This window comes from Telmatobacter sp. DSM 110680, assembly GCF_039994875.1.
In the GTDB taxonomy this organism is placed as follows: Bacteria; Acidobacteriota; Terriglobia; order Terriglobales; family Acidobacteriaceae; genus Telmatobacter.
Genome location: NZ_CP121196.1, coordinates 3,786,139 through 3,802,814 on the forward strand (window position 1 = coordinate 3,786,139; position 16,676 = coordinate 3,802,814).

A 16,676-nucleotide genomic window follows, 5' to 3' on the forward strand; every position below is an offset into this window, starting at 1 on the left:
GATTTCGCAGCGTGTGCGAGCTAACTCACGTGGCTCCCGTAAATGCTACACTTCTCAGCGTTGAATGGATCGCTCCGTGTCTACCCTCAGGATTCGTCGCAATCGGCCGTTTCTCATCCTGCTTGCATTGGTAGTGGCATCTTTCTGCTCTCCGTCCTTAACTGCGCAAAGCCAGACATCGAACGAACTGTCCTTCCAATTGAAGGTACAAAGCAACCTGGTCATCGTGCGCGTCGTCGTCCGCAATGCCAAGGGTGAGCCCGTTCGAGGTCTGAAGAGGGAAGACTTCAAGGTCTTGGATCAGGGCAAGGAACAATCGATCACGCAGTTTGAAGAACACGCTTCAGACGAAGGTTCGGATGAATCTACAAGTGCAACTCCTCGTCGCGAGACTGCGTCGCCAACCACCGCGCACCGTGAGAGGTTTATCGCACTCTACTTCGACGATCTGAATTCCTCCGATGCCGACCTGATGCAGGCTCGCGATGCTGCAGATCACTTTTTCGCAACCGGTCTTCAGCCGAATGACAGGGTCGCTATCTTCAGCGCGGAAAAGATGTTGTCCGACTTTACCTCCGACCCTCACCAGTTTCACGCAGCCCTAATGCAATTGCACGCGAGTTCCATGGGGCCCGCAAGGGAACATCCATGTCCGGATCTATCCGACTATCAGGCTCTCGAAATTCTGCACACCAATGATCCGGATAGCGAGGCTTGGAGAGTTGCGTGGGCAGAATCCAAAACATGCCCTGTAAGAAGTTTCGCTTCCTCACCGGACCCTAGCGCATCCCACCCAGATTCGGGCTCTATGGTTGCGATTCGCATGCTGGCGCAGAAAATTGTTGACCAGTCCCAATCATTGTCACGCTCGAGTCTAGAGCAATTCGAGCAGGTAGTGAAGTTAATCTCGAAAGCTCCCGGTGAGCGGTCAGTGGTTCTGGTTTCACCGGGCTTTCTATCGCAGAGCGAGCAGTACGCGTTGGACCGCATTATCGATCAAGCTCTTCGCGCGCAGGTCGTAATCAATTCGCTCGATCCGAAGGGTCTGTCGGTTCTGATGCGAGAGTCCGACGCCTCAAAAAACACGAGCATCCTCGCCGACCCGCGCGCCGCGCAGGCCAGATATCATCTCGACGCATCCCGCGCATTTGTCGGCGCAGACGTTCTGGCTGAGTTTGCGGAAGGTACAGGTGGAACGTTCTTCCACAGTGACAACGATCTCAAGGCCGGATTCGGCGCGCTGGTAGGAGATCCGCCGCACTACATCCTGGCATTTTCTCCTCGAAACGAGAAATGGGATGGCAAGTTCCATGCTCTAAAAGTTTCGTTGGCAACAAAACAGAAAGGAGAAAGCGTTCAGGCACGTCGCGGTTATTTCGCCGTTGAGAACACCGGCACCGAGCAGGCTGCAAATGCGAAGAACCCTTCAGTCTCGCCGGAGACACAGCCGAGTAAACGCGTAGAGGCATCGACAAAAGGGGGCTCCACCGACGTCGCAGGCGCCGGTCTCACGGATTCGACACCGGTGAGTCCGCTCACTGCCGCTGCCCTTGCCTCAAAGAGCACCGAGAAACCAGATGACGGTGCGAAACTTTCTGCGAATGCAAAACCTGTTCATATCCGCAAGGGCATGAATCGTGTCACAGTCGACCAGTTGGAGCAGATCCTCACATCCTCCCATGGCCGGTCGGATGCAGAACTCGCAAAACAACTCGCCGAGATGGAACTCATCGAACGCCTTGATTCCGACAGGCTCGCCCATTTGGACTTAGATTTACCCGGCGCGCAATCCAGGCAGGCTTTGGTCGCACAAGCCGATTCTTCCGCATTTCTCAAACCACCTGCGGCGCAGGCGCCTCTTCCTCCAACGCCCACTGTGGACGAGCAGATCCAATGGCTCAAACTAGCGGCGAATTATGCCACCAAGGCACTCAGCAAGCTGCCAAATTTCTTCGCAGCACGCGAGGTGATCCAGTTCGCGGATTCGCCGGCGCGGCAGGAGTATTCGGTCTTCTACCCCTATGAGCCTTTGCATGTCATCAATCAGTCGAAAGCTACGGTGCTTTACCGCGAAGGCAAACAAACGCTGGACGCGGAAGAGAAAGGTGGGACCGAATCACCCTCGCTCGGTTTGGTCACTACCGGAGAATTTGGCCCCATACTTGGGACTGTGCTGGCCGACTCATCCAGAAGCAGCCTGACCTGGAGCCATTGGGAGTCACGTGCGTCGGGGCCAGTCGCGGTGTATCGTTTTGCGGTGCCAAGGGACAAGTCTCACTATCAGGTCAAGTTCTGCTGTCTCGCCCAGCGAGCGGGAACCGGAGCGGGCCTCTTTGAACAGATTTCCGCATATCACGGCGAGATCACTGTTGACCCTGCCAATGGCAACATCCTGCGAATCATGCTCCAGGCGGATCTGAAAGAAGCCTATCCGATGACGAGGGCCGACCTGATGGTTGAATATGGTCCTGTCGAAATTGGTGGGAAGGCATACATCTGCCCTTTGCGCAGTGTGGCGATCGCAATGGCATACTCGAAATCGCGACCCAAGAAATCAGAGATACCGGATCCCAGCTTCTTTGTGTCCTCCAACGACCGTGAACTGCCCGTCGAAACAATGATCAACGACATCGCCTTCGACCATTACCACGTGTTCCGTACCGACTCCCGCATTATTCCCGCAGACGACCAATCGCCACAATAAGAAGACACTGTCAACAAGACAGTTCATGCAAATCCACATCGTTCAACTGCGCCCGGGTTCTAAATGCCATCGCGAGCCCTATTAGCCAAGCTTGTAGGGCGCACGGTACGACCGCGTCATCAATGCTGTTGCCTCGGGGTCGTTCAGAATCTTTTCCTGCTTCACATCCCACTGCAATTTGCGGCCAACGAGCATCGAGATTACACCAAGGTGGCCGGGAAGAGTGGAATGGTGCGCGACGTCAACGGGTGTGATGGTGGGTTTACGCGATTTGACGCTGTCGAGGAAGTTGCGACGATGCTCTGACGATTCGTAAAGGGGAATTTTGCGCTGCGCATCGGGCAGGGAATCCATCTTGACCCACTCGGGATTGGAAGCATCGAAGCCGCTGCGGTCCACCCAGACCCAGCCATCGGTGCCGATCCATTTCGTTCCCATGCTGATTGCCGGAGAGCCGCCGCCGATTGTGAGTGACACGTCATTCGGGTAGCCCGTAACTTCCTTGCGATAAGTGCACTCGACGGAATATTTCAAAGCGACATTCCAGACAGCATTGGCCGGCGGGAATTCGCCAAACCCTTGGACCTCCGAGGGACCGCTGAGATCGAAGCCAAGGCCCCAGTGCGCTATATCGCCATGGTGGCCAATCCAGTCGAGCAGCTGCCCACCTCCAGTGTTGTAGTTCCAGCGCCAATTCTGATAAACGCGCGCTTCAATATACGGCTCCATACGCGAAGGGCCGATCCACGTTTCGTAATCCAGATCCGGCGGCGGCGGCGTAACTGCAAGGTCCCATGCCGGCGTGTTCGGCAGAATCTGCGAAGGATCCTGGATCTTGCCGGGCAAGGTTGAGAGCTTATTCATCAGTGCAGGAACGCTGTGCGGAAAGTCGTGTGGCGCACCGGGCAGTCCGACCTCCACGTGCGTCACGTTGCCGATGAGTCCGTTGCGTACGATTTCCGCGGCCTTGTGAAATTGCGGAAGTGACCGCTGCCATGAACCCGTCTGCCAGATGATGTTGTTCTTGTGCACAGCCTGAACGATAGCCTGTTGCTCTGCAATGGTGCGGGCCAGCGGCTTTTCTCCGTAGATATCCTTCTTGCGCGCGGCTGCCTCTGTAGCAACGATGGCGTGCCAGTGATCGGGGATCGCGATCATGATGGCGTCGATGTCGTTGCGGGCGAGCATTTCGTGGTAATCGTGGATGGCAGCGCAATCTTTGTTCCCGTAATGAGTGTTGACGGTGTCGACCGCGGCCTGAAGGTGATTCTTCTCGATATCGCAGGCGGCGACAACCTGACAATCATCAAAGCCGAGAAAGGATTTGGTATTGGCCGGCCCCATCATTCCCCAGCCGATGACCCCGATGGTGATGCGCTCGTGCGCCGGCACGCGACGTGCGCGCGCAAAAGGGCTGGCGGAAAGCGCTGCCGCAGCGGCGGCGGACTGGATAAATGTGCGGCGCGTAATGGCAGAGGATCGAGCAAAAAACGGCGGGGTCATTTGGACTCCATGAAACGGCTTCGAGATTTCCGCTGAGAATCATAACGCGCGGAATCGAAGCCTCGACGGAAACTCGAAGGCTCAGAGCCGCTTGATGAACGCGAGCGCCTGACGCAATTCAGGAAAGAGCGCCTCGTCTGCTTTGAATTCGCGCGAGTGAACGCAGCGCCGCAAGCCCCGCATCTTCACTGGATGCTTGAGATGGAGCATCTCATGATAGAGCAGATATTCGATGGCATAGCGCGGACTTGAAGGGCGGTCGAAGACCCGGCTCACGACAATGGTGTTATGCGCGGCGTCATAGTGGCCCAGCGAACGCTTGGCCATCCCTTCGCTCCAGGTAAGCTCGGGACGCCCGAGCAGACCTCCGAAGAAGCGCATGTTCAGCAAATCGAAGACTTCCTCGAGGTTGTAAAAGTGGCCCTGCGGACCGGAAAAGCGTTTGCTCCCGCGGGCGTGTCGGATCAGTTCAGTCTGGCGTGCCACCGAGGCACTGGTGGTGAAACGTTTGAAGCGAACATTATGTGCTGGGTCAATATCCTTTTTGTAGAGCTTGGCGAGCAGGATATGCGCGATGGCTCGGATCACGCTTTCGGGCGCGCCTTCCATCAAGTCAGAAAGGCTGACAAAGATTTTGCCTTTGCGAAGGCGAATCGTTGTGTTTAACGAGGTGAAGCGCCGGAAGTTAATAGCGAAGGGAGGCATGGGCGCCCGCGGGCGCAATGCGCGATATTCTTCTTCAAAGATTGCGTTCAGATCAGAAGCCACCAAGTTCGAAATTAGCATATTTGAGACTCGCAACCGAGAACGGAGAGTTAAGCAATCGACAGGTTGGGATAGCGAGGATTCAGTATGAGAAAACTCGGAAATCTAAACTTAGAGCGGGGAACTTGCTTACTGGGGTTTAGGTTCAGCGCGTTCCTGGCCTTTTTCATCCTTGTGTAGCGCAAAATAGTCGGACTGCTCGCGCAAAAGGCGCTGGGCCTGATCGGTTAGATCTTCGCCGGCTTCAATCGCTTCTTTTCTTGACAGGTCGAACGGTTCCTCGCCCGCGAGCGCTTTCAGTGTTATGAGCCAGCGTTGCGACGCATCGGCGAGGCCCTTGAGCGCGATGCGGATATCCGCGTGGCGGTCAGAGTACTCGTCGAGGTTCGAACCAAGCTCATCGATCAATGTAGCCACGTCTTGCAGTTCGCGGTCGAGGTGGATTGCCCGCGCTTCTGACTTGCCGCGATTGCTCAGGCTTTTCACAGCCCCGACGTGGTCATTCAGATATTCGGTATATAGCTTGATCCGCTCGTTAGGATCGATGCCGGCTTCGCGAATTTTCTCAACCTGGGCTTCGGTGAGGGGGTCGTGGTGCTCTTTCTGCGCGAGGGCCACGGGCGTAACCAATGGAGGGAGGCATAGTAGCGTTGCGAGAACGGTGAACAAAGAGACGACGGGACGCATGGAGATCGCACACCTTGCATTCCATTGAATCACAGCAGAGTAGAGGCAGAGAAGGAGGGATGGAAGGGCACAGAAGTGGTGAAAAGGTGGGGCTGTGATGTCCCAGGGCGCGGCTCGATCTATTTGCGGAAAACTTCGAGCATGGTCTCGCTCTGCGCGCGATTCACCTGGGCAAGCGTTTCCTGTACAAGCTGACGGTCGTCTGTGCTGCTATTGTGCAGCATTTCAGTCAGCCGGAAGGCCGTATGGCGGAGCAGTATCTCGGCGTTTTTGAGCCGCTTGTCGTTCTCCCCGACGCTGAGGTGCATCTTGTGGGTCAAAGTCTGGATCTGTTTAAGCAGATCGCTCGCTTTATCCACGTCGCCGGCGGCGTACTGCTTCAGGCTGAACTCGGTCATCTGGTGAATGAGTTCGGCGTAGAGGAAGCATTGCTCGCGCGGCTGTGCTGCGGGAATTCTGGCCTGCAGGGCCGCAATACTGTCTTGATTGATTGGCTTGTCGTCCGGGGAAGAAGCGTACGCAGGGATTGAAAGCGCTGCGATAGCGAGGAGGATGGTCGACCAACCTTGAGACCGCATAAGGAACCTCCGCTGAAGCGGAATTAAAACAAACCCAAAGTTCCCGCGCTGTGCCGTAATGCACACTTGCCGCTATTCTGATGAAAATACAGCTCGGAAGCCTTGTTCCTTACTAATTCAAAACCGTACCAGCCATTCCCAAGACAGCGAATCGACTTGCGATTAAGCGAACTATAGGAGCATCTTCGGCAAATGCGCAAGTTAAAAGACCGTGTGAAAAGTAACTTTAATTCGAAGCCATCAAAGAAATGTCACAGTATTGTCTTTTCGTTGCGCTCCGGCTACTTCTTTTCGAGCACTTGCAGCCTCTGACGTGCCTGCCACTCTTGATCCGGAAACTTGCCGGCCGATGCATCCAGAAAGTGGTGATAATACGTGATGGCTGCCGTCCGGTCTTTCAATGAGTCGTAGGATGTGGCCCATAGAAAGTAGGTTGCTGGCACCTCCGGCATATATTTTGAACGCACCGTCAGAGCGTGTACGGCGAGCTCAGGCTGGTGAAGCTTAGAAGCAGCAAAGGCGATTCCGCTCCATGCGTCGGCATTCGCCGAGTCGAGTTTGGTGGCCTTATCGAACGCCGCCAACGCCTCGCTGAAGCGCTGTTGACGAATCAGGTTCTGTCCATGGGCCACCAGCAGATCGATGTCGTCTGGAGACTTCGCCAGCAGCGGCAAGAACAGCCTGTCAGAAGCGGCAGCATCGCCCGCCTGGGCAAGCACGCCGGCAAGCATCCGCGTAATGGCGGCATCGGTGGGGTGGTCAGCGTGCAGTTTTTGGAGAAGAGGTAACGCCTCAGCGTTGTCTTGCGCAGCGAGTACCGTGGCGAGTTGTGCGTTGAGGGCAGGATTGTCTGGTTCCTGCTGAAGAGCGATACGGATCAGTTTTTCAGCCTCAGGAAACTTTTTGCCTCCAATCAGAACGTGTGCCAGCCCGGAATTGGCGGCCACCGATTTGGGATCATCGGCGAGTACGCGGCGGTAGGCGGCTTCGGCTGCGTCATGATCGCCGGAGGCCTCGGCCAGATCGGCAGCAAGCAGGGAATCGTCCGTGGTTTCGGGAGTGAGTTTGAGCGCTTCCAGCAATTCCTTTGAAGCTTCAGCGGCGTTGCCTTCACCGTCCGGTCCCGGCTTATCGAGACGGGCAAGTGCACGCCACGCTCGAGCCTTCAACTGCGGACCAGCGTCGCCCGGGTCAAGGGTGGTGGCAGCGGCCAGCTCCATGTGAGCTTCGTCTCGTTTACCTTGGCGGGCAAGCAGTAGACCGAGCGCAAGATGCCCTTCGAAAGATTTGGGATTAGCCGCGGTGGCGCGGCGGTAGAAATCGGATGCGGTATCGAGCTGATTCTGATGGTCCGCGACGTAGCCGGCGTCGAACAAGGCGCGCTCATCAGTGGGGTGGGTTACGAGGTAGGTGTCGAGCTTGGTGGACGCGGTCTTCCAGTCGGACTTGACAATAGCGGCTTCGGCGTCAGCGACTTCGGCCGGAAGGGCAGTTGGCTGTGCAGAGTCCGGTCCCACCCCGGAAGGTTCCTGAGGAAAAGATTGGATAGAGACCGCAGAAGGGCAAAGCAGGACGAAAACGAGGGCAAAGCGACGCACGAGATACCTCAATCCAAGTTTACCGGCTGGCTGGGAATTAGACGCTCGCGGCGTGGCGACGCATTCCTCGGGCGTCTCGCATGGCGCAGAGTGCGCTTCGCAACGAAAAGAGAGACTGAATTGCATTTCATTACTAGACTGCCATCAGCAGTTCGAGCATCCAGCTGCTTTTGGGAACCGCATTGATGAGCGTCGAGCGATTTCAATTTGGCGAGTTTGAGTTTGATACCGGAACCCGCGCTCTGACCCACAAGGGGCGGTTGGTAAAACTGCAGGCCCAGCCGGCGATCCTTCTCTCCGTCCTTCTGGCGCGAGACAACCAGGTCGTGTCGCGCGAAGTGCTCAAGCAGGCCATCTGGGGCGATGACACCTACGTCGATTTTGAGAAGGGGTTGAATTTTTGCATAGCCCAGATCCGATCGGCCTTGCGGGATAATGCCGCGCGCCCCCTGTATATACGGACGCTTCCCAAACAGGGATATCAATTCATTGCGCCTGTTCAAAATGCTTCAGTTTCATCGGCCGCATTGCCGGGAGTAAATCCGGCAAAGACTTCAACAATGCGCTGGATTCCGCTTGCGGGAGCCGCGATTGGACTAGCCGTCCTCGCTCTCGGAGTGGTCATGTATCTCTCCGTGGCGAGCGCGAGCAATTCTCCAAATCTTGCGATCATGCGATTCGACGCCGACTCGAACTCTCCGCAAACGCAGAGACTGGCCAGCAACCTGACGGATGATGTAGTGGTCCAACTTGCATCGCGGAGTGGGGGCCACTACCGGGTGATCGGAAATGCGGGCATTCTCCGCGCTCCTCGCGAGCAGCGCGATCTCGCAGCCGTTGCTTCGACTCTCCGCTGCAAGTACGCGGTGCTCGGCCAGGTGAAGGCTGACGGCAATAAGATTTTGATCCTCGCCCACCTGATTCGTCTTTCCGATCTCACGCACATTGAAGTCGTCCGTATCGAGCGAAGACTGGATGATCCGATGACCGTCGAATCCGATGCGGCTGCGCGAATCACTTCACAATTCGCCGCAAAGATGGCGAACCATCCCGAACAAGCCGCTTCATTTCCATCCTCAGGTCACTGATTCGGAACGTTTAAGCTTCTTTCCTGAAACTCACCGTCTGTGGCAGCCAACTGGGTTGATTCTGAACCCGGCTTCGGCCAATCCTTGGGCACCGGGTCAACTCCACTTCCGAGGTTCTGCATGTTTACACGACGTAGGTTTCTGCACTCCGCATCATTTGCTCTTTCCGCAAATGCATTCGCATCGTCCGGCTTTCAGCGAAACGAAACAGACGCACCGCAGAATGCCGAAGTCTTGGCGGAGCGATACCCTGCCTACCCGCCGGATCTGATCGAGAATCTCGTCCGGGTTTCCCATTTCAGTCTCGACAAAGTGAAGGAAGTCGTCGAGCCTCATCCGCAATTGGTGAAGGCGTCGTGGGATTGGGGCTTCGGCGATTGGGAGACTCCTCTTGGCGCCGCCTGTCACATGGGACGCCGCAACATAGCCGAGTATCTGCTTTCAAAGGGGGCAACCCCATCGCTCTTCTCGGCTGTTCTTTTTGGTGATCTTTCCGTGGTTAAACAAATCGTGGATCGCCAACCCGGAGTCCAGCGCGTGGCAGGGCCGCACAGCATCAGTCTTCTGGCTCACGCCCGACTGGGCGGCAAAAATGCGGAAGACGTATACGCGTATCTGCACTCTCTCGGAGATGCCGAAATGCTGAACCCAACGCCTCTCGCGGATAAAGAAAAGAACATCATTTGCGGTTCCTACCAGGTCAGCGTCGATGCCTCGCATCGGATCGAGGTCTCGGCCGACATGCATGCATACGCAAATAGTCCCATGTATGCATACCCTCCTCAACTGAGTTGGAAGCGCGCAGGAACGATGGAAAGACCGCTGTTTCATCAAGGTGCGATGAAGTTCTATCCGGCCGGTGCGCCATCGATCCAAGTCCGATTTGAGCAGCGTGCGCAGGAGGTTGTGATGACAGTGATAGATGGCGGAAATGTTTTTGAAGCTTCGCGTTCGGCGGCGACCTAGATCGATGACATCGTTCGCTTCGACCTGTTTCTCTCGAGAAAAACAACGGTGGCTGCAAAGGGTGCCAGTGCCTGAGAGCATGCACGACAGTTTTAGTCAAACGATTGACTAAGCGTGTTGCGGATGTTACGTTGGGCGACTTGGAGGAGCACTCTATGAATCGCCGTCGTTTCTTGGGCACTTCGCTGGCCGCTGCAGGTGGCGCGGTGCTGGCCGGTCGCGGAATTGCGCGAGCAACCGCCATCCCCGAGGGGTCGCTGATGCAGGAAGCGCTAGAAACACCTGGGGCTGTGCCTCAAGCTCAGATCGCGGCCGCGCGATTTCCCGAAGGGTTCCTCTGGGGCACAGCTACAGCCGCCTTCCAGGTTGAGGGTGCATGGAAAGAGGACGGCAAAGGCGAGTCGATCTGGGATCGATTCACGCATACTCCCGGCAAGGTGAAGGGCGGGACAACCGCAGACGTCGCGTGCGATCAATACCATCTTTATGCGCAGGACATGGCGCTGGCGAAGCGCCTCAATCAGAAGAGCTATCGCTTCTCTATCTCGTGGCCGCGGATCCAGCCCACAGGAACCGGCGCACCGAACATGAAGGGGATCGATCATTACAGCAAGTTCCTCGACACCATGCTCGAGCAAGGCCTCCGTCCGTTTTGCACCATCTATCACTGGGATCTGCCGCAGGCGTTGGAAGAGAAGGGAGGATGGCCCAATCGCGACCTTGCCGGGTATTATGCCGACTACGCCGGCATCCTCGCCAAGCATCTCGGAGATCGCATCACCATCTGGGCGCCCTTCAACATGCCCTGGTCGGTTGCTTACATGGGATATGGCGTAGGAGCTTTGGCGCCCTGCCGTGCCAACTTCGACGACTTCCTCAAAGCGGCGCACACTCTCGCGCTCGCACAAGCACAGGCGCTCCGCTCCATCAAGGCAGCCTCTTCAAAGGCCACCGTGGGGAGCGCGTATGGCATGTGCCCGGCATATCCCAAGACCGATTCCGAGGCTGACAAAGCAGCGGCCGCCCGCTATCACGCCATGAACAATGTTTTTTTTCTCGAAGCCGCAATGAAAGGAAGCTATCCGAAGGCGTTCGTGGGGGAGCCTCCATTTGACCGCATGGGGGTCAGGCCCGGAGACGAGAAGATCATGCATGCTCCGCTCGACTGGGTCGGTTTCCACTACTACACTCGGCGCATCGTCTCCGACGCGAGCCACGCGCAGACGTTCAGCGGCGGAGGTTTCAGCGGCACCGAGATTGAGGCCGATCCCGCAACAGGACGCGATCCGTACACGCGCTTCCGGGCTGAAATGCCTACTGAGGGTCCACTCACTGAATCAGGACTGGAGGTGTGGCCTCGCGGCATGTATGACCTTGTAACTCAGATCTCGCGCGAGTACGACCATCCCATCATTGAAATTACGGAGAGCGGCTGCGGCTACCTCGACGCGCCCTACGAGAAGGAAAATGGCCGAGTGCCCGATGCGCGCCGCATCGAGTGGTTCCGTCAGGAGCTTGCTGAGCTTTCGCGCGCAATTGCCGACGGAGCCCGCGTTCGCTCGTTCCATGCCTGGAGCCTGATCGACAACTTCGAGTGGGGAAACGGCCATACCGAACGCTACGGCCTTATCTACGTCGACTATCGCGATCAGAAGCGCACGATCAAGGATTCCGGGCTTTGGTACGGTCGCGTGGCGGCGACCAATCGCCTTGTTTGAGTGCGGTTGAAGTCGAGTGAAGGATTCGCAATCCCATGCATCCGCCCCGAAGGAGCGTTGCATCGAAATTGCCTGGAGCGTGAATACCTATGGCGAATGAATCAAGTTCGAATATTCCTGAGCGTCCACAGCCAACCAACCTGGACGAGCGTATCAAGGGCGTTCCCAGCGAAAAGGAAAGAATGGAGCGCGAAGCAAACAAGCTAGCCCATAAGGCTGCCGAACGGGAACACGAGGTCGACGACCAGCAACAGCCGTTTACCAAGTAGAGTACCCACTCAACGCCGCCGCGGGCTCATAGGTTACCCCGCGGCGCAATTTTCTGGATCGCATCACATTCTGCTCGACAAAATATTGTCCTCTAAGCTGGCCTTTTGGTTGGATTTGCCGTCCCGGATAGCACCTTCGGGGGAACTGGAAAACACAAAGGTCGCATGTCCTTAAGTAACTCGTGCGATGGGAGTAGTAACCCAGAAAATTCCACTTTCGTGAGCTTGGAATCACCAATGGGCGAAGCATCTTCGACCCATTCTGAGGCATCCTTTCTAACAGCAACAACAATGCAAGGTGCTGTTCGACCAAGCAAATTTTTGAACACCAGGTGACAATATGCTTCCCTCCGCTTCAAGACGATCTGGCGATGTGGCGTCGTACCTGATGCTCCAACACTTTCCGCTGAGTAGCGCGTATTTGTGCCAGGATTGCAACTCGATTGGGAACAACGCGAATCAATGCCCCGCATGCGCGTCTGAAGTTCTAATGAACCTTTCGACCATCCTGAACCGGGATGAAAACATGATTTCTTCGGAGTATTCCTCCTTGCCAACTCTCGCAGCGGCCTCTGCCCGAGCGGGATCGGCTTTAGCTGCCTAGGATTCTGCTGCGGTAAACGCAGGTGCTTCTCTTGTGTGTGCGCGCCCTGCCCGGGATCGAATGCAAGCCGGGATGCTGAAATTGGGGTTCAGCCGGTGGCGCGCTTCAACTTTCTTCTTTTCAGGCAGGAAAATATCGGGGCCATCAAAATGGTCTGAGACGTGGGCTGCGCTCGCGAATGACGCGTCAGCTCTGCGCCTTATAATGAAGAATGGCTGGTTGCGCTCTGAGCCTCTCTGAGGCGACTGTGTTGCTGCCGGAACATTCTTCTTCCCGGTGTTTTTCATTGACTTCATCGAACGACGCGATCGTCATCCGCGGCGCGCGGACACACAATCTAAAAAACATCTCCTGCGAGATTCCTCACGGTAAGCTGACGGTCGTTAGCGGCGTTTCGGGCTCGGGCAAGAGCTCGCTTGCCTTTGACACCATCTATGCCGAAGGACAGCGGCGTTATGTCGAATCCCTGTCGGCGTATGCCCGTCAGTTTCTTGAGCGCATTGAAAAGCCCGACGTGGACGAGATCGACGGGCTGGCTCCCGCAATTGCGATCAAGCAGAAGAACACCACGAGGAATCCGCGCTCGACGGTGGCCACGGCAACCGAGATCTACGACTACCTGCGGCTGCTGTACGCCCGCGCCGGAGAAGTGCACTGCATTTACTGCGACGGCCTCGTAAAGCGCGACTCCATGGATGAGGTTGCAGAGGGGATTCTGGCGCTAGGCGAAGGTACTCGGCTCAACGCATTGTTTCCAGTGCGCCACGAGATGCCTTCGCCAGAGCCAGCAAAGACGACGAAGCGCGCCGCAAAGTCAGCCGCCAAGGCAAGTGGAAACGCGGCAGAGAAGACGGCAGTACTGCAGCCGATGAGCGAAGGTCTGAAAGCGCGGCTAGTGGAACTGCGCGGATCTGGCTTTAACCGCCTGTACCAGAACAGTCAGATTTTCGAGTTCTCCACACCCGAATCGCTGCTGGAAGTTGATTTCACGGCGCCGCTGTTCGTTCTCCTGGACCGGATTGTAGTCAGCGCGGAAAATCGCGCGCGCATCGTAGACGCTGCGGAGATTGCCTACAGAGAAAGTGGCGAGGTTATCTTCGAAGAAGTTCCACGCGATGAAGGGGCGGTGCGCAAGCGTCACAGATTTTCGGGCGAGTACGAGTGCAAAAGCTGTCATCGTCCCGGAAAAGAACCTGAACCGCGCCTCTTCAGCTTCAACAATCCCTTTGGTGCCTGCCCGCGCTGCCAGGGATTCGGGAACACCGTTGATTACGATTTGAACCTCGTCATTCCAGACAAGGGCCTGAGCCTGAATGATGGCGCGATCGATCCGTGGAACCGACCGAAGTACCGGACATGGTTTACCGATCTCAAGAAGCAGGCAAGCGCGCTGGGCGTTCCCATGGACGTGCCGTGGCGTGAGATGCGCGAAGCAGCACGCGAGATTGTTCTAAGGGGAAACGGAAAGTTCGAGGGCATTCACGGATTCTTCGCGCAGATGGAGCGCAAGAAGTACAAGCTTCACGTGCGCGTGATGCTGAGCAAGTATCGTGGATACGCGGAATGTCCGGAATGCCGGGGACAGCGGCTGCGTGCGGAGGCTCGTGCCGTACGAATTAACGGATTGAATATCTGCCAGGCGGCAGCGCTGACCATCGCGAAAGCCAAGGAGTTTTTTGGATCGCTGAAATTGTCGCCGATGCAGGAGGAGATCGCCGGGCCAATTCTGGAAGAGGTGCAGCAGCGGCTAAGTTTTCTCGATGCAGTGGGATTGGAATATCTGACGCTGGATCGTTTGGCATCGACCTTATCCGGCGGCGAAGCGCAACGAATTCAACTCGCGACCTCGCTAGGCTCGCAACTCGTCGGAACCCTGTACGTATTGGATGAGCCGTCTATTGGATTGCACACGCGGGATACGGCGCGGTTAATCCGGATTCTCGAAAAACTGCGCGACCTCGGTAATACCATCGTAGTCGTCGAACACGATGCAGACGTCCTTCGCGCGGCAGATCATCTGCTTGACCTGGGACCGGGCGCCGGTGAGTTTGGCGGCAGGCTGCTTGCTGAAGGCGTGCTCGCGGAGATTGAAGCGAATCCAAATTCGCTGACAGGGAAGTACCTCTCCGGAAAGATTTCGATACCGGTGCCAACACGACGCCGCGCTCCGGGACGCGAAAAACTGGTGCTGAAAGGAGCCGAAGCCAACAATCTGCACGGGCTGAATGTGGAGATTCCGCTCGGAATGCTAGTCGCTATTACCGGTGTCTCGGGCTCGGGCAAGTCGACTCTGGTGCACCAGGTTCTGTATCGCGCCGTGGCGCATGCGCTGGGGCAGACCGACGGTGGCGATCCTTCGGCAGTGTTCAAGTCGTTGACGGGCGTGGAGCGGCTGAACGATGTGATTCTCGTCGACCAAACGCCGATTGGAAGGACGCCGCGTTCCAATCCGATCACTTACATCAAGGGCTTCGACCTTGTCCGCGAACTCTTTGCATCGCAGCCGGATGCCAAGCGGCTTTCATTGACACCAGGACACTTCTCATTCAATGTACCCGGTGGACGCTGCAATACCTGCGAAGGCGATGGCACAGTGACGGTGGAGATGCAGTTTCTCGCCGACGTGGAACTGCCATGCGAAGACTGCAACGGCACGCGCTATCAGGCCAAAATTCTCGATGTGCGCTACAAGGGCAAAAATATCCACGAAGTTTTGCAGATGACGGTGAAGGAGGCGCTGCGATTCTTCACGGGACAGACGCGCCTGCTCGAGAAGCTTGCGGTGCTCGATGAGATTGGCCTCGGCTATCTGCGCCTCGGTCAGTCGGCTACCACACTCTCAGGCGGCGAAGCGCAACGCGTAAAGCTGGCAGCACATCTTTCGCAGGTGCGCGCCGCCAATGCGAATGCCAAGCCATCCCAGGCCAGCCGTGTGCTCTACATCCTCGACGAGCCGACGACTGGATTGCACTTCGATGATGTATCCAAATTGTTGACGGCGTTCCGCAAGCTGATTGATGGCGGCGGATCACTGATCGTGATCGAGCACAATCTTGATGTGATCAAAAGCGCAGACTGGGTGATTGACCTTGGACCGGAAGGCGGCGAGGGTGGCGGACACATCGTAGCCCAAGGAACACCGGAAGAAGTCGCCGGCAATCTGCATTCGCATACGGGCCAATGGCTGGCGAAGGTGTTGTAAGTCCGTCGGCTTCATCCATGTCAAGTCCGCTTCTTGTCATTCCCTCTCTAAAGCACTGCATCCAAACGCTAAAATCACCGAGCAGTTTTGCAGGTAATTCTCTTCATTTGAGGCACAATGATTTCAGAGCTGCAGAGCATCCGAACTGCGGCCCGCTGCAATAGGCAGAAGGGGTACCCCCACCCCCTCTCCAATATTTGCAGTTTTCCGCAAAAAGTTTGCATGAAATTCGACGCTGAAAGTGCGACCGATTTGGTCGGCCAAGAAAGGCAGGTGACGAGAATGTCGCTGCCGAGCCCACCACTCGGTCGAAACTACTTTGGGGGTTGAGTGGAGGCCCTCAAGTGATCCTCCTTTAAGTGATTTACTCTTGGGAAATGCCAGAAGTTGTCGTAACGGCGTTGCCGGAATTTAGGTACCACCCAGACCCGGTCGGGACCGGATCAATCATCCCGTCGAGTGTTGAGTGTTGCGTTTGTAAGAGGTCAATGGGTTGGATCTATGTCGGACCGACCTATAGTGAGGCTGACATTGATGAGCAAATCTGCCCATGGTGCATCGCCGATGGCTCGGCACACCGTTTGTTCGGTGCCGAATTTGTAGATCCTCCTGGCGTCGGAGGGTATGGGGACTGGGAGACTGCTCCGACGTCGGTTGTAGATGAAATCTGCTTTTGCACTCCATCTTTCAACGGATGGCAACAGGAGCGATGGTTCACGCACTGCGGAGATGCCGCCATCTTCCTCGGATGCGCTGGAAAGCAGGAACTAGAGAAGTTGGACCGAGCTGCCTATGCTGCCATTAAATCGGAGTTCGGCTACGACGACGAGGAATGGGAACGCTATTTCAACCGCTTGGACATCAACTGCGGTCCCACAGCTTATCTATTTCGGTGTCGGCATTGCGGCGCATGGGGAGGATATTCGGATTGCGGGTGAATCACCGTAGATCCCGAAAAAGTCCAAAAGATTGAAGACTCTCTGGGTCTGAATTT

The 16,676-nt window shown here is 56.4% G+C and carries 12 protein-coding genes; 7 read left to right on the forward strand and 5 right to left on the reverse strand.

Annotation, left to right across the window (positions count from 1 at the left end; translation table 11 throughout):
• Positions 1-76 precede the first annotated feature (76 nt).
• Complete coding sequence (locus P8935_RS15525) at positions 77-2,704, forward strand: VWA domain-containing protein (RefSeq protein WP_348261206.1); 2,628 nt, start codon at positions 77-79, stop codon at positions 2,702-2,704.
• An 81-nt stretch (positions 2,705-2,785) separates the two neighbouring features.
• Here the strand turns inward: P8935_RS15525 and P8935_RS15530 are convergent, their stop codons facing one another.
• The 5 genes from P8935_RS15530 to P8935_RS15550 all read right to left on the reverse strand — a co-directional run bounded on the left by P8935_RS15530 (position 2,786) and on the right by P8935_RS15550 (position 7,835).
• Complete coding sequence (locus P8935_RS15530; RefSeq protein WP_348261207.1) at positions 2,786-4,207, reverse strand: Gfo/Idh/MocA family oxidoreductase; 1,422 nt, start codon at positions 4,205-4,207, stop codon at positions 2,786-2,788.
• A gap of 81 nt (positions 4,208-4,288) precedes the next feature.
• On the reverse strand, positions 4,289-4,816 hold the full coding sequence (locus tag P8935_RS15535; RefSeq protein ID WP_348261208.1) for a SprT-like domain-containing protein: 528 nt from the start codon (positions 4,814-4,816) through the stop codon (positions 4,289-4,291).
• 285 nt (positions 4,817-5,101) lie between these two features.
• Positions 5,102-5,659: a hypothetical protein gene (locus tag P8935_RS15540; RefSeq protein ID WP_348261209.1), complete on the reverse strand. Its 558-nt coding sequence runs from the start codon at positions 5,657-5,659 to the stop codon at positions 5,102-5,104.
• 119 nt (positions 5,660-5,778) lie between these two features.
• Positions 5,779-6,237, reverse strand: a complete 459-nt coding sequence (locus P8935_RS15545; protein ID WP_348261210.1) for a hypothetical protein — start codon at positions 6,235-6,237, stop codon at positions 5,779-5,781.
• A 281-nt stretch (positions 6,238-6,518) separates the two neighbouring features.
• Entirely contained in the window at positions 6,519-7,835 is a 1,317-nt protein-coding gene (locus P8935_RS15550; protein ID WP_348261211.1) for a tetratricopeptide repeat protein, read from the reverse strand.
• A gap of 185 nt (positions 7,836-8,020) precedes the next feature.
• On the opposite strand from P8935_RS15550, the gene P8935_RS15555 reads away from it, so the two are divergent.
• From P8935_RS15555 to P8935_RS15580, 6 genes are all read left to right on the forward strand, one after another.
• Positions 8,021-8,923 carry a winged helix-turn-helix domain-containing protein gene (locus tag P8935_RS15555; protein ID WP_348261212.1) on the forward strand — a complete coding sequence of 301 codons (903 nt, stop codon included), beginning with the start codon at positions 8,021-8,023 and terminating at the stop codon, positions 8,921-8,923.
• 120 nt (positions 8,924-9,043) lie between these two features.
• Positions 9,044-9,889, forward strand: a complete 846-nt coding sequence (locus P8935_RS15560; RefSeq protein ID WP_348261213.1) for a hypothetical protein — start codon at positions 9,044-9,046, stop codon at positions 9,887-9,889.
• 155 nt (positions 9,890-10,044) lie between these two features.
• On the forward strand, positions 10,045-11,607 hold the full coding sequence (locus tag P8935_RS15565; RefSeq protein WP_348261214.1) for a family 1 glycosylhydrolase: 1,563 nt from the start codon (positions 10,045-10,047) through the stop codon (positions 11,605-11,607).
• 89 nt (positions 11,608-11,696) lie between these two features.
• Positions 11,697-11,876 carry a hypothetical protein gene (locus P8935_RS15570; RefSeq protein WP_348261215.1) on the forward strand — a complete coding sequence of 60 codons (180 nt, stop codon included), beginning with the start codon at positions 11,697-11,699 and terminating at the stop codon, positions 11,874-11,876.
• An 890-nt stretch (positions 11,877-12,766) separates the two neighbouring features.
• Positions 12,767-15,682: an excinuclease ABC subunit UvrA gene (gene uvrA, locus P8935_RS15575; protein ID WP_348261216.1), complete on the forward strand. Its 2,916-nt coding sequence runs from the start codon at positions 12,767-12,769 to the stop codon at positions 15,680-15,682.
• Positions 15,683-16,059: 377 nt separating this feature from the next.
• Complete coding sequence (locus tag P8935_RS15580; protein WP_348261217.1) at positions 16,060-16,620, forward strand: CbrC family protein; 561 nt, start codon at positions 16,060-16,062, stop codon at positions 16,618-16,620.
• The last annotated feature ends 56 nt before the right edge of the window (positions 16,621-16,676 follow it).